19 protein-coding genes are annotated in these 23,077 nt (G+C 64.3%); 7 read left to right on the top strand and 12 right to left on the bottom strand.

What is annotated here, in order from left to right; all coding sequences use genetic code 11:
- Nucleotides 1-119: 119 nt before the first annotated feature.
- Both nhaA and HWN72_RS28730 read right to left on the bottom strand, forming a co-directional pair.
- Nucleotides 120-1,511 (bottom strand): Na+/H+ antiporter NhaA, encoded by a 1,392-nt coding sequence (gene nhaA / locus HWN72_RS28735; RefSeq protein WP_211152080.1) that lies wholly within the window; start codon nucleotides 1,509-1,511, stop codon nucleotides 120-122.
- Nucleotides 1,512-1,698: 187 nt separating this feature from the next.
- Nucleotides 1,699-2,682 carry a YihY/virulence factor BrkB family protein gene (locus HWN72_RS28730; protein ID WP_211152079.1) on the bottom strand — a complete coding sequence of 328 codons (984 nt, stop codon included), beginning with the start codon at nucleotides 2,680-2,682 and terminating at the stop codon, nucleotides 1,699-1,701.
- Nucleotides 2,683-2,901: 219 nt separating this feature from the next.
- Here HWN72_RS28730 and HWN72_RS28725 point away from each other — a divergent pair, with 219 nt between their 5' ends.
- Both HWN72_RS28725 and HWN72_RS28720 read left to right on the top strand, forming a co-directional pair.
- Complete coding sequence (locus HWN72_RS28725; protein WP_008827828.1) at nucleotides 2,902-3,474, top strand: bacterioferritin; 573 nt, start codon at nucleotides 2,902-2,904, stop codon at nucleotides 3,472-3,474.
- 5 nt (nucleotides 3,475-3,479) lie between these two features.
- Complete coding sequence (locus tag HWN72_RS28720) at nucleotides 3,480-5,012, top strand: FAD-dependent oxidoreductase (protein WP_211152078.1); 1,533 nt, start codon at nucleotides 3,480-3,482, stop codon at nucleotides 5,010-5,012.
- Between the two features lie 4 nt (nucleotides 5,013-5,016).
- On the opposite strand, the gene HWN72_RS28715 is transcribed toward HWN72_RS28720, so the two are convergent.
- Nucleotides 5,017-5,970 (bottom strand): alpha/beta hydrolase, encoded by a 954-nt coding sequence (locus tag HWN72_RS28715; protein ID WP_008827830.1) that lies wholly within the window; start codon nucleotides 5,968-5,970, stop codon nucleotides 5,017-5,019.
- Between the two features lie 132 nt (nucleotides 5,971-6,102).
- Here HWN72_RS28715 and HWN72_RS28710 point away from each other — a divergent pair, with 132 nt between their 5' ends.
- Together HWN72_RS28710 and HWN72_RS28705 are read left to right on the top strand one after the other, a co-directional pair.
- Nucleotides 6,103-6,900, top strand: a complete 798-nt coding sequence (locus HWN72_RS28710; RefSeq protein WP_211152077.1) for an SDR family NAD(P)-dependent oxidoreductase — start codon at nucleotides 6,103-6,105, stop codon at nucleotides 6,898-6,900.
- A 13-nt stretch (nucleotides 6,901-6,913) separates the two neighbouring features.
- Entirely contained in the window at nucleotides 6,914-8,047 is a 1,134-nt protein-coding gene (locus HWN72_RS28705) for a Gfo/Idh/MocA family protein (RefSeq protein ID WP_211152076.1), read from the top strand.
- Nucleotides 8,048-8,122: 75 nt separating this feature from the next.
- Here the strand turns inward: HWN72_RS28705 and HWN72_RS28700 are convergent, their stop codons facing one another.
- From HWN72_RS28700 to HWN72_RS28690, 3 genes are read right to left on the bottom strand one after another with little or no spacing between them, the layout of a single operon-like run.
- The gene (locus HWN72_RS28700; protein ID WP_211152075.1) at nucleotides 8,123-9,016 is read right to left on the bottom strand and encodes an SDR family oxidoreductase; all 894 of its coding nucleotides are present in this window, start codon (nucleotides 9,014-9,016) and stop codon (nucleotides 8,123-8,125) included.
- Between the two features lie 36 nt (nucleotides 9,017-9,052).
- Nucleotides 9,053-10,849, bottom strand: a complete 1,797-nt coding sequence (locus HWN72_RS28695) for a glycoside hydrolase family 15 protein (RefSeq protein ID WP_211152074.1) — start codon at nucleotides 10,847-10,849, stop codon at nucleotides 9,053-9,055.
- Nucleotides 10,846-11,961, bottom strand: a complete 1,116-nt coding sequence (locus HWN72_RS28690; protein WP_069709992.1) for a DUF1440 domain-containing protein — start codon at nucleotides 11,959-11,961, stop codon at nucleotides 10,846-10,848. The genes HWN72_RS28695 and HWN72_RS28690 overlap by 4 nt, the downstream gene beginning before the upstream one ends.
- 256 nt (nucleotides 11,962-12,217) lie before the next feature.
- On the opposite strand from HWN72_RS28690, the gene HWN72_RS28685 reads away from it, so the two are divergent.
- A complete protein-coding gene (locus tag HWN72_RS28685; protein WP_211152113.1) occupies nucleotides 12,218-12,397 on the top strand; it encodes a hypothetical protein in 180 nt (59 codons plus the stop codon).
- 12 nt (nucleotides 12,398-12,409) lie between these two features.
- On the top strand, nucleotides 12,410-12,598 hold the full coding sequence (locus HWN72_RS28680; RefSeq protein ID WP_008828872.1) for a hypothetical protein: 189 nt from the start codon (nucleotides 12,410-12,412) through the stop codon (nucleotides 12,596-12,598).
- 344 nt (nucleotides 12,599-12,942) lie between these two features.
- On the opposite strand, the gene HWN72_RS28675 is transcribed toward HWN72_RS28680, so the two are convergent.
- The 6 genes from HWN72_RS28675 to HWN72_RS28650 all read right to left on the bottom strand — a co-directional run bounded on the left by HWN72_RS28675 (nucleotide 12,943) and on the right by HWN72_RS28650 (nucleotide 22,020).
- Nucleotides 12,943-14,082 carry a hybrid sensor histidine kinase/response regulator gene (locus tag HWN72_RS28675; protein WP_309141599.1) on the bottom strand — a complete coding sequence of 380 codons (1,140 nt, stop codon included), beginning with the start codon at nucleotides 14,080-14,082 and terminating at the stop codon, nucleotides 12,943-12,945.
- Between the two features lie 2 nt (nucleotides 14,083-14,084).
- Nucleotides 14,085-14,651 (bottom strand): chemotaxis protein CheB, encoded by a 567-nt coding sequence (locus HWN72_RS28670; protein ID WP_008828867.1) that lies wholly within the window; start codon nucleotides 14,649-14,651, stop codon nucleotides 14,085-14,087.
- Nucleotides 14,652-14,677: 26 nt separating this feature from the next.
- Nucleotides 14,678-15,505, bottom strand: coding sequence for a protein-glutamate O-methyltransferase CheR (locus HWN72_RS28665; RefSeq protein WP_008828866.1), 828 nt, complete (start codon nucleotides 15,503-15,505; stop codon nucleotides 14,678-14,680).
- Between the two features lie 16 nt (nucleotides 15,506-15,521).
- Nucleotides 15,522-18,863, bottom strand: a complete 3,342-nt coding sequence (locus HWN72_RS28660) for a response regulator (RefSeq protein ID WP_211152109.1) — start codon at nucleotides 18,861-18,863, stop codon at nucleotides 15,522-15,524.
- A 401-nt stretch (nucleotides 18,864-19,264) separates the two neighbouring features.
- Nucleotides 19,265-19,876: a class GN sortase gene (locus tag HWN72_RS28655; RefSeq protein WP_211152073.1), complete on the bottom strand. Its 612-nt coding sequence runs from the start codon at nucleotides 19,874-19,876 to the stop codon at nucleotides 19,265-19,267.
- A complete protein-coding gene (locus HWN72_RS28650; protein WP_211152072.1) occupies nucleotides 19,873-22,020 on the bottom strand; it encodes a marine proteobacterial sortase target protein in 2,148 nt (715 codons plus the stop codon). Before HWN72_RS28650 ends, HWN72_RS28655 begins: the two co-directional genes overlap by 4 nt.
- 156 nt (nucleotides 22,021-22,176) lie before the next feature.
- Here HWN72_RS28650 and HWN72_RS28645 point away from each other — a divergent pair, with 156 nt between their 5' ends.
- Nucleotides 22,177-22,953 carry a helix-turn-helix transcriptional regulator gene (locus tag HWN72_RS28645; RefSeq protein WP_036530598.1) on the top strand — a complete coding sequence of 259 codons (777 nt, stop codon included), beginning with the start codon at nucleotides 22,177-22,179 and terminating at the stop codon, nucleotides 22,951-22,953.
- Nucleotides 22,954-23,077: the final 124 nt, after the last annotated feature.

The following is a 23,077-nucleotide window of genomic DNA, read 5'->3' as shown; positions in this document are numbered from 1 at the left end:
TGCCCGCAGCGGACCTCGGCCTCGGGCTGCGGCTCTCATTCCGGGCATGCGCGCCGGTCGGCCGATTTTTTACGGCCGAAGATTGCTGGCAGCGGCGAATTCAGCGCCATTTTTTCGGATCACATCTTCGGGCGATCACCTGCAAACCGAAGGAAGACATAGCCTGCAAGACCAGCCACTGCCGACGCAGCCAACGTCCCGAGCGATGCCTGCTCGACCAGTCTACTGTCCGCGAATGCAAGGTCGGCTATGAACAGGGATATCGTGAAACCGATACCGGCAAGGCTGCTTATTGCGAGAACCATGCGCCATGTCACGCCGCTCGGCAGACGGGCAATTCCGGTCCGGGTTCCAAGCCACGAAGCAAACAGAAAGCCGATCGGTTTGCCAAGAACCAGAGCGGCGACGACCGCCGGGGCGAGGGGCGATGCCACTGCGCCGGCAAGAGCATCAGGGGTGATTGCCACATGAACATTGCTCAGTACAAACAGCGGCAGGACGAAATAGCTGACCCAGGGGGTCAGGACCCCGACGAGACGATCGCCGGTGACTTCTGTAGCCGCCGTCATCTCGTCGAGGTATCCAAGGTGGGCCTCAACCTCATGATGGGCAGCGCGGTCTATGCGATCGTCGCCATCGGCCTGGCGCAGCTGCCGGTAGGCATCCTGGAAATCATCGACCTTGCGTTGCACTCCGCGTGAAAAGGCATCCTTGTCCAGCCTCGGGCGGACCGGTGCGACGAAACCGATGACGACGCCGGCAATCGTGGCATGAATGCCGGATGCGAATATCCCGCCCCAGGTTGCTATCGACAGCAACACGTAAGGGAAGGAGGAAAACCAGCGCAGCTTGCGCAGCAGCAGCATGACGCCGAACGATACTGCCGCCACGACGAGGCCGACGATTTCGATGTGCCGGGTATAGGCGCCGGCGATGACCAGCAGTCCGCCGACGTCGTCTATGGCGGCAAACGCCAGCAGAAGGGCACGAAGACCGGCTGGGAACCGGTCGGAGAAGATTGCCAGCAGGGCGAGGCCGAAAGCAGTGTCGGTGACGACGACCGCTCCCCATCCCGCCGCTTCCGGGCCTTGTCCGGCAATGACCAGGAAGAGTCCCACCGGCACCACCATGCCGCCGATTGCCCCCAGCAGCGGAAAAGCGGCCGAACGCCAGCGCGAGAGTTCGCCCGTGACGATCTCGCGTTTCATGTCCGTGCCGATGATGACGAAGAACAGAGGCAGGAGCGCGTGGTCGATCCACTCTGCCAGCGAGTGAGAGAGGGAATGCGAGCCCAGACTGATCTCCAGCGAGAGGCCCCAGAAATCCTCCCAGCCTGACGCGAGAGGTGAACTGCTCAGGACAAGGGCGACGAACGTTGCCAGCAGCATCGGCCCGCCGGAAATCTCGTTGCCGGCGAAAAGCGGCGCCACCCTCTTCAAGAAGGCCCGCGAGATCGGTGATGTGCCGGCGCGGGCATGTTCGCGCCCGGCGATGCGCGGCCTTATCGCCATGAGGGAGTCTGGCGATACGCCGGGCAGGCTGGCAACGACGCGCGTTCCGAGCGGGTGAAATGCAGGTCGGGACGCTGGCAATTCTTTCTGGGCATGCAGGAGCCAACCAGCGGAGGGGCCGAGCGTTCCGGCGCAGGCTCGCAGCGGGCTTCGTGAAGCGCGCCCCGGTTTCGACCTGTAACCCCTCTCAGTTCTCGTTCGGTGACAGCGCGGCGCTGGTGTCTGCCATCGTTGCCCCGCGTGAGCCGATTGGCAGTTCCGGGCCTGTGGTCGTGTCGCGGGCGGTCTGTCGTTCCGTCTCGGCATTGACCAAACCGCCAAGCAGCACCGCATAGGCCGAGACATAAAGCCACATCAGCAGCACGACCACGGCGCCCAGCGAACCGTAAGTGGTGTCGTAATTGCCCAGCGACGAGGCATAGAGACCAAAGCCGACGGTGGCGACCAGCCATAGCGCCGTCGCCATCAGGGACCCGGTGGTCAGCCACTGCCAGCGCGCATCGGCGCGGTCTGGCGCAAAGCGGTACATCCCGCCGATGGCGATGCTGCACAGGCCCGCGGCGACGACCCAGGTCGCTGCCTGGATCAGCGGGGCGCCGATCGGGCCGAGATCGGCGATGAGGTCGCCCGCGAGGCTGAGCATCGAGGCCGCAACCAGCCCGACGATGCCGACCACGACCGCCGATGCGGCAAGTGCGAGGGCAAGAATGGTGCCGCGCACGAACGAGCGGTGATCCTGCTGCTCGTATACGATGTTCAGCGATCCGATCATGGCGCCCGACGCTCTTGAAGCGCCGTAGATCGAGATGAGGAGCGCAACTGCAAGGCCAAGCCCCTTCTTGTCGGCCGCCGCCAGGGTGAGGCTCGTGAGCTGGTCGTAGATGAGGTGGGCGGCGTCGGCAGGAACGAGGTCGATGATCGTCGCCATGTGCTTGGCGACCGTGGCCGGATCGGCGATCAGCCCATAGGTCATCACGACTGCACCAAGCAGTGGCACGAATGACAGGAACGCATAGAAAGCGACCGCCGCGGAAAGCAGATTGAGATCGTGCCGGCCGCTGTTTGTCCAGACACGCCTCGCGATATCCTTCCATGCCGCGGCGCCGTACTGCGCCGGCGTCTTCGCATCGGCTCCGTGCTGGTCGGAGATGGATGTGTCAGCTGTGTTCATTGGCCCCTCATGCTGCAGTCGGGAGATGTAACGTCGCGCGTTCGCAAAGAGTTCGCCGGTTTGTCGCAATCCCGGGAAAACGCCGCGCAAACGCCGGGAACTGTTTCGCGTCTGTTGCTGTCGGCGAACAGGCGCCTTCCGTTTCTGCGAGTCGTTCGCGCGGAACCCATGGACCGCCGACAGCCTTAAGGGTGAACCCCCCCATCACAGGAGATCACCATGGCGACCCAGACCCAGGACCGAAGCGCCTTTCTCACCGACGTCCAGACCCTTCGTGAACGCGCGCGCAAGTCGCTCGGGGACGGCGCGGTGATGCCCAGCTATCAGGGCGACGTCGACAAGACGATCGAACTTCTGCAGACAGTGGTCGCGACCGAGATCGTCTGCACGCTGCGCTACCAGATGCACGCGATCGCCGCGGACGGCATCACGTCCAAGAGCGTCGCTGCGGAATTCGAGGAGCATGCCAAAAGCGAACATGGTCACGCGCTGATGGCGGCCAACCGCATCGACCAGTTGGGCGGCGTTCCCGACTTCGATCCCAAGGACCTCGCGACCCGTTCGGCCACCGAATACGGCGAGCCGGGAAATCTGATCGAGATGATCAAGCAGGACCTGATCGCCGAGCGCCTCGTCATCGAGCACTATCAGGAACTGATCCGCTACTTCGGCGACAACGACCCGACGACGCGCATCATGCTCGAGCACATTCTCGCGGACGAGGAAGAGCATGCGTCCGACATGCACGACCTCCTTGTGGCCCATGAAGGTCGCCCTTTCCTGAAGGCTTGAGCATCATGGCGGATACCAAGCCGGATTTTGCCGCAGGCATCGCGAGCAGCGACCTGAAGCCGGACATGATTCTTGCGGGCGAGTTCGACGGCAAGCCCGTCGTCCTCGTCCGGCAAGGCGACAGGGTGCGCGCTCTATCGGGCGAATGCACGCATCTGGGAGCCGGGCTGGAACAGGGCATCATTGCGGCAGGAGAGCTTCGGTGCCCATGGCACCACGCGCGCTTCTCGGCCGAAACCGGCGAGGCGGTGGGCGCGCCTGCGATCGAGCCGCTTTCGTGTTTTGCGGTGACCGAAGAGGGCGGAGTGATCCGCGTCACCGGCAGGGCCGATGCGAATACGCAGGCAAGCCTGAAAGCTATGCCGGATCAGCGCCGCATCGTCATCGTGGGCGGCGGGGCGGCGGGTCACGCCTGCGCCGACGTTCTCGAGCGGGCCGGGCAGGGGGACCGCGTGCTGATCCTCAGCGCCGATGCCGATGTCCCGTACGATCGCACGTTCTGCTCCAAGCAGTATCTTGCCGGAAAGAAGGAGCGTGACGAATGCATGCTCGCTTCCGGTGCCGGGCAGGGGGCTGCCTCGGTGGAGGTGCGTACCGGAACTGAGGTGACGGCCATCGACACCCAGGCGAGGACCCTGTCCACGGCTGATGGGCAGCGCGTGTCCTACGAGACGCTCATCCTCGCGACAGGGGCTGAGCCGATCGTCCCTGACATCGACGGCTTCGATCGCGACACCGTCCGTGTTCTTCGTACGCTTGCCGATGCCGACGCCCTCATCGAGGCCGCGGAAAAGGCGAAGAGCGTGGCGGTCATGGGGGCCAGTTTCATCGGCCTTGAAGTCGCCGCGTCGCTGCGCCAGCGCAAGCTTCCCGTGACCGTCATTGCGAAGGACGATGTTCCGCTTGCCGGAGTGCTCGGCGAGGAGGTCGGGCGCTTCGTTCGGGGCCTGCATGAAGACAAGGGCGTTGCGTTCCGACTTGGGAGAACGATCGAAAGCTATGATGGCAAGGCCTTAACCCTTGACGATGGATCGACGGTCGATGCCGACCTCCTGGTCATCGGTGCCGGCGTGAAGCCGCGCGTCGAACTTGCCGAAGCTGCCGGGATCGCGCTCGCCACCAACGAGGAAGGTGGCGGGGTCAGGGTCGATGCCGCGCTTGCGACTTCCGCTGACGGCGTCTTCGCGATCGGTGACATTGCCTCCTATCCCGATCCGCGACTGGGCCACCCGATCCGAGTCGAGCATTGGGTCCATGCGCAGAGGCAGGGCCAGTACCTTGCGCGGCTGCTGCTGGGCAAGGTCGAGGAAGGGTTCGGAGACACCCCGTTCTTCTGGTCCGGGCATTACGATACCAGTCTTCGCTATGTCGGCCATGCCGCTTCGGCCAAGGATCGCCGGATCGAGGGCGATGTCGATGAAGGCGCGTTCGCTGTCTTCTTCCGGGAGGACGGCAAGGAGCAGGCACTGCTTACCTGTCAGTGCGATGTCGAAGCTCCGGAGGTGGAAGCCAGATGGGACATGCCGGCATCCGCCTGAAGACTTAGGGTGAAGGCGCGAAGCGCTGCAGCCAATTTGCAATGCAATCGAAGAGCCGGGCGGTCGCACGTGTGTGGCCGCCCGTTTGCATGAATGCGTGGATCATGCCGGCGAAGTGATCATGGCGTACCGGGACCCCGGCGCTGGCCAGCAGGTGGCCATAAGCGTCGCCCTCGTCGCAAAGGGGATCCGCCCCGCATGTCACCAGCAGAGTTGAAGGCAGACGCGCCGGATCGGCAAGGACTGGCGAGACAATCGGATCGTGACGATCGCTTTCGCGTGACAGGTACAGGTCGATCTGCCGTTCGAGATCCTCGAGCGCGATGATGTGGCCGTTCTCGCGCGTGCGTGAGGGATAGTCGGCATCGCGCCTCAGATCGGTATTGGGATAGAGCAGGATCTGCCCCGCGATGGCGGGGCTCCCGGTCTCCCGGACGGCATCGCGGCCGCGCATCGCCAGGGCGTTCGCGAGCGTCCCGCCGATGCTGTCACCCGAGATGACGATGGTGGACGCATCGATGTTCAAGGTGTCCGCCTGATCGCGCAAATGGCCGAGCGCGCGCCAGCCGTCCTCGAGCTGCGCCGGGAACCTGTGCTCGGGCGCTCGCCGGTAGAGCGGCGCGGCAACCAGCCAGCCGGTGCGGCTGGCCAGCATCCGCAAGGCGGCGTCGTGGCCATCGACGGACCCGGCGATGGCGCCGCCGCCGTGCATGTGCAGCAGCAGCGGCAAGCGGCCAGGGTGCGGACGATACAGCCGGATCGCAAGCGCGGGCGTTGAGGTCCGGGGCACGACGACATGCGATACCGAATGAAGTTCCATCGGCGGAGCGTCGAGGCCCGCGAGGAGCCGCGTCTGGTAGCGGAAATTCTCCAGCCAGCGTGCATCGTCCGGCGTCCCTTCGGCCGCAGGCGCGAGCCGCGCGAGATAGTCCAGCACGTCACGGGCTTCGGCGTCCATCCTGCATCCTTGCTTGCGGTGAATGGTGAGGCAAGTCGTGGGCAGACGATGCGGTTCCAGGGAACTTCGCCGTGCCGACAGCCCTTTAATCAGAAACATCTCAGACATCCGACGAAGAGGAAGATCGATACGATGAAGCTCGATATCGAAGGGCGCATTGCGCTGGTCACCGGCGCGGACAGCGGCATCGGCAAGGAGACGGCGCGACGCCTGCTGAGTGAAGGCGTTCGAGTTGCGATCAGCGACCAGCCCGGCGGCAACCTGCACGAGACGCTCGCCGAACTCGAACCGCTGGGCGAGGTGATCGCCGTGGAGGCGGATGTCACCGATCGGAACAGCGTTACCGAACTCTACGCGAAGGTGCGCACCGCGCTCGGTGATCCCGATATCCTCGTCAATGCCGCCGGTGTGACCGGTGCGACTGGCGATTTCATCGATGTCGATGACGACGGCTGGCTCGAAACGCTCAACATCAATCTCATGGGCGCAGTACGCATGGCGCGGGAGGCCATTCCGGCGATGCGCGCGGCAAAGTGGGGGCGGGTGGTGCTGATTGGCTCGGAAGACGGCGTGCAGCCTTATGTCGACGAGCTGGCCTATTGCGCGTCAAAGGCCGGTATCATCAATCTCGCGAAGGGCCTGTCCAAGGCCTACGGCTGCGACAACGTTCTGGTGAACACCGTTTCGCCCGCATTCATCGAAACGCCGATGACCGACAAGATGATGGAAAAGCGGGCAAAGGAAAAGGGTGTCGACGTCGATGAGGCGATCCGCAGCTTCCTCGACGAAGAGCGCCCCGGAATGGCGCTCAAGCGGCGCGGCAAGCCCGAAGAGGTCGCCGACATGATCGTCTTTTTGTGCTCCGAGCGCGCCAGCTTCGTCAACGGCAGCAACATGCGGGTCGATTCCGGCTCGGTCATGACCATCTGAGGAGGAGGACACCATGAGCATTGCATCCGCACTCGGATTTGGCGGCAGGAAAATCCGCTACGCCATCGTCGGCCTTGGCGACATCTCGCAGGAAGCGCTGATGCCTGGCGTCAGGCACACCGGCAATTCCGAGATCACCGCGCTCGTCTCCTCGGACCGCGAGAAGCTGGGCGCGCTGGGCGAACGTTACGGCGTGCAGCATCGCCACTCATACGAGGAATTTCCGCAGCTTCTGGCATCCGGCGAGATAGACGCCGTCTATCTCGGCACGCCCAACTGGCGCCATGCCGAATTCGCTATCCCGGCGCTCGAGGCGGGCATCCATGTCCTGAGCGAAAAGCCGCTGGAGGTCAGCGCCGACAAATGCCGCGCGATGATCGCGGCGGCCGAACGCGGCAATGCCCTGCTGATGACCGCCTACCGGCTACATTTCGAGCCCGCCAATCTCGATGCGGTCCGCCGGATCAGGGCGGGCGAACTGGGCGAACTCGTTGCGTTCACGTCGTGCTTCGGGCAGATGGTCGATCCCGCCAACCACCGCAGCCGTTCCGGTATCGAGGCAGGGCCGCTCTTCGACATGGCGCCTTACCCGATCAACGCGATCCGCTTCCTGTTCGGCGCCGAGCCATGGGAAGTCGTCTCGGCCATCGCGGTACGCCACGAGGAAGCGGGACTTGGCGAACTTGACGACACGATCGCGGTTACCCTCAGGATGCCCGGCTACCGGCTGGCGCAGTTCACCGTGAGCTACTTCACCGACCAGATCGACAATCTGACGATTGCCGGCACCAAGGGCTCGATCCACATGGATTCGGCTTTCGGATACGGGCAAGGCCTTGAGCAGTTCCGAAAGAGTTCGGGGAACCGCGAGCACGAGGTTTACAAGGCCACCGATCAGTTCGGCGGCGAACTGAAATACTTTTCCGACTGCATCCTGAAGGGCCGCAGCGTAGAGCCCGATGGCGAGGAGGGACTTGCCGACCTGCTGGTGATCGAGGCGATCGCCGCTGCCCTGAAGCTTGGCGGGGCGGTCAAGATCGAGCCGCAGGAGCGCCATCGCCGCATTGATCCCGATGAGCAGGAGCAGCGCCTGAAGCTGGTCGATATTCCGGAGCCGGTGAAGGCTGCGAAACCCGCCTTCAGCTGAGGCGAACCTTCAAAACAAGAAAAAGGCCCCTGCGGTGTTCGCAGGGGCCTTTTTCGTTACTGCGCACCGGGGCGATCAGGCAATGCCTGCACCTCCGGTCACGCCGTAGACTTCGCCTGAAATGTAGCTGCCTTCCTGGCTGGCGAGCAGCACGTAGATCGGCGCGATCTCGACCGGCTGCCCCGGGCGCCCGAACGCACTCTGGGTTCCGAACTTCTGGACTGCCTCGTCAGGCTGTCCGCCCGAGGATTGCAGCGCCGTCCAGAAAGGCCCCGGTGCGACGACGTTTGCCCGGATGCCCTTCTCGATCAGCTGTTTCGCCAAGGCTTTGGTATAGGCGACGATGCCGGCCTTGGTCGTCGCATAATCGAGCAGGATGGCCGACGGCTCGTAAGCCTGTACCGATGCCGTGGTGATGACCGAGGCGCCCGCGCTCAGGTGCGGGACTGCCGCCTGGGCAATCCAGTGAAGGGCGTAGAGATTGGTTTTCATGGTCTCGTCGAAGTCTTTCGACGTGACCTTCGAAATGTCCTCGCGGCTCTGCTGGTGGCCGGCGTTGATCACCAGAATGTCGAGGCCGCCAAGCCCGGCTATCGCCTGATCGACCAGCCTGCGGCACCATGCTTCGTCAGTGACGTCGCCGGGTAGATCGACGGCGGTGCGCCCTTCGGCTTCGATCAGGCGGATGACTTCGGCGGCGTCCGCCGCCTCGCTCGGCAGATAGGAAATCGCGACGTCGGCGCCTTCGCGCGCGTAGGCGATCGCGGCGGCACGGCCGATGCCGCTATCGGCGCCGGTGATGAGCGCCTTGCGGCCGGCCAGCTTGCCCGAGCCCTTGTAGCTGGTCTCCCCGTGGTCGGGGACCGGCTCCATCCTGCGGGCAAGGCCGGGGACGGGCTGCGGCTGGGACGGGAAGGGCGGCTTGGGATACTGCTCGCGGGGGTCCTGCATCGACAGGCGATCGGTCATGAAATGCTCCTGATGGGGTTCAGGAAAAACAGCGCCTCAGCCCGGCCGTGGTTCCTCCGCCAGCACCGATTGCGCCATGATATGGGCCAGATGGGTAAGGCCCTGCGGCAGGTTGCCGAGGAATTCCCCGGTCTTCGGGTCGACCATTTCGGGGTAGATGCCCGCCCCCCGCTCCAGCGCGTCGACAAGCGCGGTCAGCCGGGCGCGGGCACCTGCCCAGTCTCCCAGCGACGCCCTCGCTTCCGCCATCCAGAACGAGCAGGCCAGGAAGCAGCCTTCCTCCTTGTCCATGCCGCTGTAGCGGTAATGGAACGGCCCGGTGCCAAGCTCGCGGTCGATCGCATCGAGCGTAGCGGCAAGACGTTCGCGGCCGTCGAAACCGAACCGCACCGCAAGGGCGATCGAGGCATCCAGCCGATCGGTGCCGGGATGCATCACGAACGCCTGCTTTTCCTGCGACCAGCAATTCTCCTCGATCCAGGCGGCGATACGGTCGCGTTCGCGAAACCAGCGTTCACGGCAGGTGGTGGGGAGCTGCCCCGCATCGGCAAGCTCCACCGCGCGGGCCAGCGCCTGCCAGCAGCTGATCTTGGACATCGTGTAGTGCTCGTACTCGGGCAGTTCCCAAATTCCGGCATCGGGCATGCGCCAGCGGTCGGCGCATTCGTCGGCGAGATGAGAAAGCAGTTCGGCGCTCGCGCTGTCGAGGATGTTGCCGCTGCCCACGAAGCAGGACGCCGTCTCGAAGATGTCGCCGTAGACACCGTGCTGGGACTGGTCGTTCGCCTGGTTGCCGGTTACCACCGGGCGCGAGCCGCGATAGCCCGGCATCGCCCATTCCCGGACCGGAGGCACCGGATCGCCGCCCAGCGTGTAGCAGACCCTGAAGCCGACTTTGGCCAGGCGGTCCAGCAGCCAGGAGAAGGCCGCCTTGGCCTCCGCCTGTGCCCCGGCGGCCAGGAAGGCCTTGATCGTGTAGCCGGCGTCACGGACCCAGGCATAACGATAGTCGTAGTTCTTGGAGCCGCCGATCCGTTCCGGCAAGGAGGTCGTCGGCGCGGCGGCGATGGCGCCTGAGGGCGAATAGAGAAGGAGCTTGAGCGCCAGCGCCGAGCGCACGAACGCCGCGCGCGGTTCGCCCTGACACGTGATGGTCCTCGCCCAGGTCCGCCACTCCTGATCCGAGGTCTCGATACGCGCGTCGATCTCCGCGATGGAGGGGACCACCAGTGGCTCGTCCTGCCCGGCGATGAGCGCCAGTACCTCGCGCCCGCCCGCCTTCACTTCGACCGCGCCGGTGACGCCCTCGTCGGCCCAGTGGCACTCCACGCCGCCGCTGTGCAGGAACAGTCCCAGCACCCGTTCGACATGAAACACCGTGTGATCGCCGATGGTCGAGTGATAAGGGTTCACGGTGTCACCGCGACGCCCCGGTCGCATGGTCACGCAAAAACGCATCCGCCCTTCGAGCCCTTCGAGCCGGCGGGCCATCTCGGCCCAGGGCAGGCGGCCCGCGCTGCCGCTGTTCATCGATTCCACCAGACGGGCGCGGCCGGTCTCGGTGGTGAACGTGGTCTCCAGCACGTTGCTGTCGCTGCGGTAGCAGCGCTCTACGGTGAATGGCGCGTCGGGCGTGATCGCGAAGCATCCGCCATTCACCGGATCGAGCAGGCGGTCGAACAGCGGCGGCGAGTCCATGTTGGGTGCGCACCACCAGTCGATCGACCCGTCGGCGCCGGACAGCGCAATCGATCGGCCTTCGCCGATGGCGCCGTAGTCTTCAAGGGCAAGTTGGCCTTCGGATCGCTCGCCGATGCGGCGTCTGCCCATCATGCCGCCGCCGTTCCGCCGTGCCGCACGAGCGTATCCGCCTGCTCCCGCTGCTTCTGCCGGGCCGAGGCATATGTGGCCACCAGCGCGGTGCCGACCATCGCCAGCGCGTCTTCGGCGAAGGCCACCGGGCGGTCGCGGCCAAGCGCGCGGGCAAGCGTCATGCGCACGCGGTAACTGACGTAGGCACCGGCGATCGCACCGGCCGCACCCACGCCTGCGGCCAGCCAGGCCTTGCCCGGCCGCGCGGCGGCGGCACCGGACAGCGCGCCTCCGACAGCCCGGCCCGCAAGTCCGGCAGGGGCGATCCGGGCGGGAATGCCCGGCTGCTTGTCCATGACGTATTCGCCGGCCGCGGCGGCGCCGAACAGGAGGCCGGTCCACCGCGAGTTGAGCAGTGCCAGCGGCGTGCCCTCAAGCCCAAGACCGCTGCTGGCGGCAGCGATGGTGATCGCGGCGGGCGGCGTGAAAGTCCGCTGGCCGCCGGCTAGTCCCAGCAGCAGCGGCACGCAGACATCGTCGATGGCCATGGCCCGGTCGTCCGGCGCCTGCCGGCCGATGGCCTGCCCGGCGGTGGCGGCAGGACGACGTCTGGCGATCCGATCGCGCAGCAGCTTGCGCACCTGTTCTGTGACCAGCCCGAAGACCAGATGCGACGCGTAGCCATAAAGGTGCGTGCGCAGCGTGTAGCGCCAGGGCGGCCTGGCGAGCCCGGCGAGGGGTACGGCGATCTGGTCTATCAGGGTTGCGCAGACGAGCCCGAAACCCAGCCCTTGCCAGCGCGTCACGCCGGGGCGCCTTTCTGCCCAGGCGCCGTACAGTGCGCCGGTCGCCGTGCCCACCAGGTAATGCACTGCCGTGCCTGCCGCGCGCCTGTCGCCCTCTGCCAGTCCCCGGCCGGATAGCACCAGGGCGACGCGCTCGGCGGCCTGCTCGGTGGCAGCCGGACCGTCGCCGCTTTGCGGGCGGAACAGCGGGGTGACCAGCGACTGGAAACCGTTCATCACCGCTGCTGCCGCGAAGCCTGCGACAGCGCCCGCGGCGGCGCCTTGCTCCAGATCGACGATGGTGTTCACGGTATGCGCGGAGCGGTCAGGGACCGGGGTGATGGACATGTCTTGCTTGTGCTCCGGGCTCGGGAGGAAACTTGAGTCGGCAGTCGTCTGCTCAGTTGATCGGCCTTTTCCAACGCGCCGTGTCGCGGCGATGTTCCACCGATAGTCGCGCTCCATGCAGCATCGTTCCAGGCGCGGCGTAATGGCCATGTCGGGAGCATTCGCCGTTCATCGGAATGCCGCAACTTCTCCACTTATTGGGAGTTACCGGGCTGCGATGGGCCAATTGGTTCCGCGCGCGCCGGGGACCAGACTAATGACCAACGCGCATCACGGCGGCCTCGTGTCGCCGATCGGCCCAATCACGCAGGGCGCGCATGATGGGCTCTCCGACATAGACCTGCTTCACCAGATCAGCGTCGCGCTCATCAACGAGCAGGATCGCTTGGAGTTTTATGGCAAGATCGTCGGTGCCGCCGTTACCATCATGGGTTAGCAATTCGGCACAATGCAACTGCTCTGCCCAGCCGATAACTTAGCGGAAACGGCAGATCGCGCTGCGAAGCTCACCAGCCAGCTTCTGGCCTTTGCCTGGCGGCAGGCGCTGACGACCGAAGTCTTCGATGCGGCCGTGAAAGTGGGCAGAGTCGCGGACATGCTGCGCACTGTAATGGGGTGGACCTCGTCTTCGATCTGATCGGCGGTTCGTGTGTCGTGGAAGTCGATGTCAGCCAGTTCGAAACAGCCCTCGTCAACATGGCGGATAGTGCCCGCGATGCCATGACCGGCGAAGGGTGCATAACCTAGCTATCGATGCCGCGGGTTCGGTGCCCGCACGGCGCGGGGATGCTGCTGCCAAGGGCGACTTCGTGAGGGTATCGGTCGCAGAGTGAGGCACGGGCATGCCTCCCGAACAACTCGATCCTTAACGAAGCTAATCCGCACTTTAGAGCTCTCTCGTCGCCTTCATTTCGAATTGAGTCCATCAGGTCCGGAGTAGCTTCAAATCCTGTCCTGAAAACACGCACCACTCCGTCGGGGTTAATCACCGCCTTCGACTTGAACCAACCGAACCGTAAAGACGCTTCCTCTTCCCCGGCCATCGCTTTCGACCGAGACGCTGCCGCCATGCAAGGTCACCAGTCGGTGCACGAGAGCAAGACCGATGCCCAGTCCTCCTTGCGCATAGGCGCGATGATCCTCCACTTGCGCGAAAGCCTCGAAAATGCGCGCCTGCATATCTGCCGGTATGCCCATGCCATTGTCCGCCACCTCAATGACTATCTCGCCGCCGATGGTGCGGGCCGACAGCTTGATGGCGCCACCAGGCGGGGTGTACTTAGCCGCGTTTCCGAGCAGATTCGCGACGATCTGGGCAATCCGGGAATAGTCGCCATCGAACCAAACCGGCGCCTCGGGCAGCGCAACGGTCAGATGATGGTTTCCCGCATCCATGTGATGCCGGCTGCTTTCAACTGCGAAGTTCAGGACATCAGACAGTGCAATCCGTTGAATTTTCAGTGTCACCTTCCCTTCTGTAATGCGGGAAACGTCGAGCAGATCTTCCACCAGACGCGCGAGGTGGGACACCGTACGTTCCATTCTGGCATGGATGATACCCGCCTGATCCGCGGAACGCGGGCGGCCAAGAAGGTCCACCGCGCCCATAAGCGCTGCGACCGGGTTGCGCAGTTCGTGGGCAAGTACGGCAAGAAACCGATCCTTCGCGCGATCGGCCTCGCGAAGCGCGGCCGCAGACGCCGCCAGCTCATCGCGCTGGGCCGCTATCTGTTGCCGTTGCCGATGAAGATCGCACAGAACGCGCACCTTGCTACGCAGACCATGCGGTTCGATCGGTTTGGAGATGAAGTCGACCGCACCTGCCTCGTAACCCTGGAAACGTCGTTGCGTATCAGCTGTGCCCGCCGTCACGAAGATGATAGGAACATGGCGTGTCCGTTCCATGCCACGCATCAGTTCCGCGAGCTCGAAGCCGTTCATCTCGGGCATCTGCACATCGAGAAGCGCCAGCGCGAAGTCATGCGCGAGTAGCAACTCCAGTGCTTCTGGACCTGATCGAGCCTCGAAAACTGTTATATTTTCGTCTGTGAGCAAGGCTTCGAGCGCGGTCAGGTTGGCAGGAAGGTCATCGACAAGGAGGACAGGAACGTGATCACTCATGTTCATGCCGCTTTTCTTCCGGCTTCGAGGAGGCAATCAGCGATCTGCGACAGCGAGAGCACCTGGGCTCTGCCGCAGGCGGCCAGCGCAGCATCGGGCATCGCCCGGGCATAAGCGCTCTGAGGGTCCTGCACATAGACTTGTCCGCCCGCTTCCGCCACCGCCTTAAGGCCCCGCGCACCGTCTTCGTTAGCGCCGGTCAGGATCAGTGCCATCAAGAGGGAGCCATATGCTTCGGCTGCGCTTTCGAACAGGACATCAATCGATGGCCGAGAAAAGAAGACCGGTGCGTCGGTGGACAGCGACAGCGTATGGCTTGAACCTTCGGTCCGTTCGACAAGCAGGTGGTAGTCCGGCGGAGCGAAGTAAATCGTACCCGCCGTAATCGGCTCTTTGTCCTCAGCCTCGCGAACCGCAACCTGGCACTTGACAGCGAAGAGCGCGGCCAGTTCGCTGCGGCGTCCTGGAGGCACGTGGACAACCACGATAATCGGCAGGGCGAAGTCACCGGGCAGCGCAGGCAGGATGCGAAGCAGTGCCTGAATTGCGCCAGCCGAGGCGCCGATCACGATGGCCGCAGAGGCAGAGGCTGTTCTCACGCTTTTCGCCGCTGGTAGATTTTCTCTTCGCGCACGAAATCCGCAAAATCGGCAGAGTGGGCTGAAAATCGCAAGGATTCCTTCGAGCCCAGCCCGAGGAACCCGTTGCGGGTCAGCGAGTCGCGGAACAAGCCGACAGCGCGATCCTGTAGCGCCCGGTCGAAGTAGATCATCACGTTGCGGCAGGAAATCAGGTGCATTTCGGAGAAGACCGCGTCGGTAACCAAACTGTGGTCCGAAAACACCACCCGCTCGCGCAGGGACTTATCGAACACTGCCCCCCCGTATCCGGTCGTGTAATAGTCGGAGAGCGACGATCGCCCTCCTGAAAGCCGGTGGTTTTCGGTGAAAGCCTTGATCCGCTCGAGGGGATAGATGCCGCGCTCGGCGGCTTCCAGCGCTTCGGAATTAATATCGGTTGCGTAGAACAATGTGCGCGTCTCCAGCCCCTCCTCGCGGAACAGGATGGTAAGCGAGTGCAGTTCCTCGCCTGCGCTGCAGCCCGCGATCCATACCTTGAGCGAGGGATACGTGCGCAAATGTGGCACGACCTTCTCGCGCAGCGCCTTGAAATAGCTGGGATCGCGAAAGAAATCGCTGACCTGTACGGTCAGGAAGCGCAGAACTTTCGCGGCCAAAGCAGGATCGTGGAGCAGCTTGTCCTGCAACGCCGAGAAGGTGGCAAACCCCATGCGCTCGCGTGCCTGGCGCAGGCGCCGCCTGATGGACGCCTGAGCGTAATTACGAAAATCGTAGTGGTAGCGGCGATAGATGGCCTCCAGCAGGAGGCGGATTTCGATATCCTCGATTTTATCGGCGTCCATCAGCATGACCTCATGATCACCGCGGCATCCATACGCGCACCAGGCTGAGCAGCTTGTCGACTTCCAGCGGCTTTGCCATGTAGTCGTTGGCGCCGGCCTCGATGCACCGTTCCTGGTCGTCCGGCATCGCCTTGGCGGTCAAGGCGATGATCGGCAGCTTTGACCAGCGGGGATCCTGCCGCAACGCGCGAGTGGCGGTGAGCCCGTCCATTACCGGCATCATCACGTCCATCAGCACGAGGTCAATGCGCTTGGCAGGCTCGGATGCCGAGGCATCGAGCGCGTCGAGCGCCTCTTGGCCATTGCGGGCGATCTCCACGCTGGCGCCTTGCGGCTCGAGGATGTTGGTAAGGGAAAATACGTTGCGCACATCGTCCTCGACGACCAGAATTCGCCGGCCTTCCAGGATCGCATCACGATTACGGGCCGCGCGGATCATCGTCTGCTGCTCGGCCGGCAAGTCCGTCACGACCTGATGGAGGAACAGCGAAACCTCGTCGAGCAGCCGTTCGGGTGAGCGCGCGCCCTTGATGATGATGGAGTCGGAATAGCGCCGCAGCCGCTGCTCATCCTCGGGCGACAAATCATGTCCGGTATAGACGATCACGGGCGGGAAGGCGTACGCACCTTCCTTGCTGAGTGTTTCCAGGAGGCTGAACCCGCTGGCATCAGGCAAATTGAGGTCGAGGACCATGCAGTCGAAGGTCGTCTCGCGCAGCGCCGCAAGGCATTCGGCGGCGCTGGCGACGCCAACTGTCTCGACATGGCCGGTAGCCAGCAAACGGCTGACCGCGTCGCGCTGCACCGCGTCGTCCTCGACAATGAGAACCCGCTGCACATCGGAGGAAAGCTTGGCGGCCAGCGCCTCCAGCACGCCCGCCAGTTCCTCGCGCTTCACCGGCTTGACCAGGTAGCCGATCGCCCCGAGCGCCAGAGCGGTCTGGGTATGATCGCTGCCTGAAACCACGTGAACCGGAATGTGACGCGTCTCGACGTCCTGCTTCAAGCGGTCGAGCAGGGCAAGGCCTGATTGATCGGGCAATCCCACGTCAAGCACGACCGCATGTGGCTTGAACTTGCGGGCAAGGTGCAGAGCTTCTTCGGCCGTGCCGGTGACAAGACACTGGAAGCCCATCTCGCGCGACATGTCGCGCACGATTCCCGCGAATGCCGCGTCGTCCTCCACTACAAGCAAAACCCGCTGTCCGGCGCCGAGCACCTCGCGATCGTCCTCAACCTGCCTCACGATCGGCACGGCACGCGGCTGCGCCGAATTGGGCTGGGGCGCTGCGGCTGGCACGGGCAAGGACACCTCCGCCAGCCGAGCCGGATCGAAGGTCAGCGGGATCGTCAGCGTGAAGCGGCTGCCTTCGCCAACGATACTGGTCAGGGCAATGGAGCCGCCGAGCAGCCGCGCCAGTTCGCGCGAAATCGACAGTCCGAGACCGGTACCGCCAAATTTGCGGCTGATGGTTCCGTCAGCTTGCCGGAAAGCTTCGAAGATGGCCTTCTGCTGCTCATGCGGTATGCCGATGCCGGTATCGACCACTGTGAAAGAGACCTGCCCCTGCCCGGCGAGCGCGATCTCCAGCGTGACATACCCGCGCTCGGTGAACTTGAAGGCATTGGAGAGCAGGTTTTTGAGAATCTGCTCGAGACGCTGGCGATCCGTTTCGATTTCGCCGGGCACAGCGGGGTCTACCGTGACCGAGAAGCCAAGGCCGCGATCTGCCGCCACCGGTTCGAATACCGGGCGTAAATCCCGCGCGAACCGTTCGACGAGCACGGCTTCCGGACGGATCTGGAGATGCCCGGCCTCAATTTTCGAAAGGTCGAGAATATCATTGATGAGCGCCAGCAGGTCGTTGCCTGCGGATTCGATGGTCCGGGCGAACTGGACCTGTTCATCGGTCAGATTCTCGCTGCGGTTATCGCCCAGCAACTTCGAGAGAATCAGCAGCGAATTGAGCGGAGTGCGCAGTTCGTGGCTCATGTTTGCCAGGAAGTCACTCTTGTAGCGGCTTGCTTGTTCCAGTTCGGCCGCCTTGGCCTCGACCGCTGCGTTCGAGCTGGCGAGATCGTCGCGCTGGTTCTCAAGCAGCTGCGCCTGCTCTTCGAGCTGCGAGTTGGTCTGCTCCAGTTCCACCTGCTGCTGCTCGAGGCTGGCCTGGGATTCCTTGAGCGCGCGTCCCTGCTCCTCCAGTTCCTCGTTGGAAACCCGAAGTTCCTCGCTTTGCACCTGCAGTTCCTCGGCGTGATGCTGAAGCTGCGATCGGTAGCGAGCCGAGCGGATCGCACTGCCCATCGAACTGGACGCTTCGGCAAGAAACGCCAGTACGTCCTCATCCACCCGCTGGAGAAAGCCAAGTTCGATCACACCCTGGACCGAACCGTCGGCGCTGGCAGGAGCAATGACCAGATGGCGCGGCTTGTCGCTCCCAAGCGAAGAGCCGATCGTCAGATAGCCGTCGGGAATGTCGCTGAGCACCACCGGCTCGCCGTCCACCGCAACCTGGCCGAGCAATCCCTGCTTGCGATTGAACCGCTCGATGATCTGGGCATCAGGCGCCACTCCGTAAGCGGCGACGCGGCGGAAATGTCCGTTCTCGGACGAGAACACGGCGCCGGCCTGCGCCCCAAGATAGCGGACGAGGAAACCGAGAATGCCATCCCCCAGCGTGTCGATCGGCTGATCGCCAAGCAACGCGGCGGCCATCTCGACCTGGCCAGTCTGTAGCCACTGCCGCTTGCGATTGGCTACGGCGGAGCGGTACATCAGCAGGCCGATGATCAGGGTCAGCGCGATCCCCAGCAGGCTGGAAAGCAATCCGCTCACCCACGCCGAGCGGTACGCCTGCTCCATCTCGGCGATGCGCTCGGTGCGCAGGCGGATTTCCTCCTGCTTCATGACACCCAGCTGCGCGCGCAGCTCGTCCATCTCGATCTTGCCGCGATCGCTGTTGACGATCGCCAGCGCCTGCGTAGTGCCGCCGGACTGCCGGAGTGCGATCGTTTCCTTCAGTTCAGCCAGCTTGCCGTCGATGCGAGCGCGCAGCGGCGCAACACGGGCCTGCTGATCGGGATTGTCCCGGGTCAAGGTCGCAATCGTCGCGAAGCGGGCATCGATGTCGGACAGGGCCGCACGATAGGGAGCGAGATACCTCTCGTTTCCAGTCAGGAGATACCCCCGCTGCCCGGTTTCGGCATCCTGCATGGAGGACGTGAGATCGTTCATCCCGACGATGACTTCGTGTGAATGAACGATCTTGCGCATATCGTCGCGCAACACAGTCACATTCATGTACGCGACGCTGCCGCTGCCGATAAAGAAAACGACGGCCATCGCCAGGCCAAGCATTGTCCAAGGGTCCATCCCCCGGCGCGATCCATGGTCATAACGGGCCTCGATGCGGGCAGGATTGAATCTCATGTAGCGTCCACAACAAGAACCCGGGAAAGCCTTCGCTTGCGTTGATTATGTAGCTGGAGCAAGCACTTCTTCACTTGGAAAGGGCGCGCAGATCACGTCCTGCGCCAAAAACCGTGATGCCGCCCGCAAAGAGACCGCTCACAAGTTCGCTAGCAAGTGCGACTTTAAGGCCCGTCCCTCGCTCACGTTGCCAGGCGCCCGCCAGCGAGGCGTACCACAGCTTCCAGGCCGACCTGCGCCTAGCAGCCGTTCCCATGGCCGATCCCTTATGAGACGCTCGGCGATCAAATCTGGGTCGCTAGGTGTAAACGGTACGGGAAGGAAGGCATTTACAGCGACTCGGTATGGACAACATAGCGCCAGGGACCGCTGCGGATCGCGTCGAAAGGATAGCAGGTCGCAAGGTCAAGCCGTTCGCCCATTGAATCATCCGGCGGAGCATAGCGGTCCCACCGCACGATGCTCGTACCGGTCACTCGGTAGCGCAGCAGCGTCCCCTCGCGCGTCTGAAGGGTGACAAAATCACCTGTGCGCATGTCATGCAGAAATCTGAAATGGGTGTCGCGGTGAGCGGCTATAACGGCGGTGCCGGCGTGCCCTGGCATTGCCCCGGCCGGGAGCAGCGTCGGGCCGAAAGCGAGGGCTTGGCCCGATCCTCCGCCGAGAACGATGCGCGTCACGCCCAGCCTTGCAACCGATAGACGCGCGACGGGCGCGGTATCGGCCCAGGGCCAGGGCCTGCGGGGCCGGTGGTCGACAAGACTCGCCTCGAAGGCATGGTCCAGCAGTGCTTGTGCGACCGCTGCCTTGGCGGGGATGTACAGCCCCCTGCCGATTTCGACCATTCCGCCCAGGCATAACGCCAGCAACAGGGTCGCCGCGACGCCATGCCCGCAAAGGGCCGCTCTCGAACGGCGCGCAAGCTTGCCGGCGCGGCTCACGCCGCCCTCCGGCGCAGCAGGCAGGCGAAACCGGCAAGGCTCGCGAGCAAAAGGGCTAGGCCCCGGCCGAGCAGACCGAGAAAACCGGTGCCTGTCTGGGGCAGTTCCAGCGTCGCAGCCTGCATCGCGGCGCTATCGCCCGAACCTTGTGGATCAGCGACGTCCGAAGCAGCACCCTGGCCGAAGAGAGTGTCGAAGTCCCAGCCCGCCGGAAGGTTGATCGGCAGTTCCTCACGCGTCAGACGGGCGCCGGCGGGCCGAGACGGTGTTTCGTCGACCGCGACGAGGCTGGTGCGACTGGTGACGATGGTGCTTTCCATGCCGATCCGTTCGACTTCGGCATCGGCCTGTTCGTCTTCCAGTTTGCCGAGCGCGCGGTCTGCCTCGATGTCGCTGATGCGGCTGCGGGCCCAGACTTTTTCTATGCCCGGGCTAGGCAGAGCGCTCGCCAGATCGACACGTCGCTCCCACGCCTTGCCGCCGATCGTGCCGCTCACGGTCAGGGTGCCCGAAAGGTGGTCGGTACGCCCCACCAGCACCAGCGGCCTGCCGGCATAGACGTCCGGAAGGCGCGAGGGGGTGAGGTCGAGCGAACCGCCTTCAACCCGCACGGAGAGGTCGCGCACTGCGGGATGACTGAGCACGTCGAGCAGCGGCATCATCTTGGCGGTGACTTCCCTCGGGGCGCCGATATGCGTGTAGAGCCCCCCGCCGATCGTCGACATGCGCTCCATCAGGTAGTCGTTTGGCGCCGAGCCTATACCGACCATGAAGACATGGCTGCGGCCCCCATCGGCGCCGATCGCGGCTACCATCTCGCGCTCGTTGGAGATTTCCCCGTCGGTCAGGAACACGATCTGGCGCAGGATGGATGGATCGCTGCCGCCACCGGTCGCGGCATCCGCCAGCGCCGCCTTGAGCGCGGGCAGCATCTCCGTTCCGCCCTGCGCCTCCAGCGATCCGGCGAAGCGCCGGGCGAGATCGACCTGGTCAGGCGTGGCGGCGACGCTGTGGTCGAACAGCCGAGTCATAGTATCGTCGAAGCGGATCACGTTGAAGTGGTCCTGCGGTCGCAGCGTACCCAGCGCATGGAGCAGGCTGGCCTTGGCCTCTTCCATCGAATCGCCGCCCATCGAGCCGCTGTTGTCGATCACGAACACCATCTCGCGCGGAGGTGTCGGCAGCGAGGAGGTGTCGGCGGGCGGGGTCACCGAGGCCATCACGTAATCGCCGTTGGCGGTATGCTGCGCGAACAGGCCAAGTGTCGGATCGGCGGAGGCGGAGCGCCATTCCAGAACGAAGTCCCGGTCCGCCGGGACTCTGCCGTCCAGCTTGATCGTGCGATCGCCGAGTGGACCGGTGATATTGACGCGGTGGTAGCGGCTGATGAGGTTGGCGACCTCGAAACCGGGGGCGAGACGGATCGCAATCGACGTCGGGTTGACCGTTTCTCCAAGTCCCGGAGTGAGCACCGGGGCGGCGGTGACGGCATTAGCATCGGCCACGGCATCCACCGTTCCCAGCGTGTGCGGCGGTGTATAACGCGGGCCGGCAACCAGCGGCAGTCGGAGCGAGAAGGTGCCGTTGGCCTGGCCTACCGGGGCCTGGTACTCGATAGCGATCAGCACCGTCTCGCCCGGGCCGACGTTGGCGACCATGGTGGTGAACATGTTGGGTCGCTGCTGCTCGACGAGGCCCGCCTTGCGCCCGCTCGCTTTCGCCGCCTCGTAAGTGGCGCGGGCCTTTTCGCGGGGCTCTATGTGGCCGACGATCACGCGCTGGCCTACCACCATCCTGAGCGAATCCACCGCACCGTCCTGCGGCAGTGGATAAAGGTAGCTGGCCTCCATCCACTTGCCCGAGGTGTTGCGGAACGCCTGGACCACGCGCACGCGGGCCGTCTGACCGGTCACGGTCACGTCGATGTCGGTGCCGAGGCGCACGGCGGGCATGCTCCGGACGATGCCTTGGCCACGCAGCATCAGGGTGCCGGTGGCGGGCCCCTCATCGCCCGAAGCGTCGTCGGAGGCGCTCTCGTCGGCAGCGGCCGCGGTGGTTGCGTCAACGGCAAGCGCAATGGGAGCCCCGAAGGCCAGCACGGCGGCGGGGATCAGGGCGCGGCGGAGAGAGAGTGAATGCGGCATCGGATGGCTCCTGCGACTGGGGAGCCCACCCTCTATGCGCAGGGCGGTGCACACAGCCACGAGCAGTTTCAGCCGGTTCCTGCCGAGCCTTGCGCACGGCGACGCAAACTAGCGGAAGGATTGACGCAATGTGCGGATATGTGCGCATATGTACGCATGGACACGACCCTAGGAGATGACCGGCCAGACGCCGAGGGCCTCTCAGTAGAAAGCGCCGAGACCGCGCGGCGCGTACGCGAGGAAATCGCCCGGCGCCGTTTGTCGCGCCAGGCGCTGGCGGACATGGCGCGCATCAGCCTATCGACGCTGGAAAAAGCTCTGGCGGGCAAACGGGCCTTCACGCTCGCCACACTCCTGCGGATCGAGGAAGCGCTGGGCGTCAGCCTTCGTCCCGGCTCTGCGCCAGTGGCGCCGACCGGCGGTGACGTCGCGCCCGAGGCGATGGGGGCTTACGCCCGCTCGGCCGTGACCTGGCTGGAGGGATGCTATCTCACCGTCCGGCCCAGCTTCGGCACCGCAGGCGGCCTGTTCGCATACCTGACGACGATCCGCTGGGTTGCGGAGAGAGCCTGCCTCGGCTTTGCTGAATCGGGCCGTTCGGATTCCCGGTTCGAGCAGGCCGGTCAGATTTCCATGCCCAACCTCTCGGGCCACATCTATCTCGTCACCAACGAGCAGGGGCAGTACCGCCTCGCCATCCTCTCGCGCCCGACGATCGATGGCGGACTGTTCGGCATCCTGACGACCCTCGAAGTGGGCCATGGCTCGCAGCTGGTGCCGGCCGCTGCGCCCATCGCCTTGCGCAAACTGCGCGATGGGGAGGACGCACCGCTTGGCCTGATCACGCCCGACATGCTCTATTTTGCAGAATATCGGGAGATGCTGGACCGCTCGATCGAAGGCGACTTCGCCCGCCTGCACGTTCCCGGATGAGCCGGGCCATGCCGATGGGCCGCTTTCAGAAATGGATGTCGATGTAGTTTGTCAGGCCGCCGCACCATTCCAACTCGCGCAGGCGATAGTATGGCCGCCTTCGGGTGACCGCGGTGATCAAGGT

This window comes from Novosphingobium sp. HR1a, assembly GCF_015594425.1.
GTDB lineage: Bacteria > Pseudomonadota > Alphaproteobacteria > Sphingomonadales > Sphingomonadaceae > Novosphingobium > Novosphingobium resinovorum_A.
The sequence above is the reverse complement of the archived record's forward strand: the minus strand, read 5'-3'. Positions and strand labels throughout refer to the sequence as shown.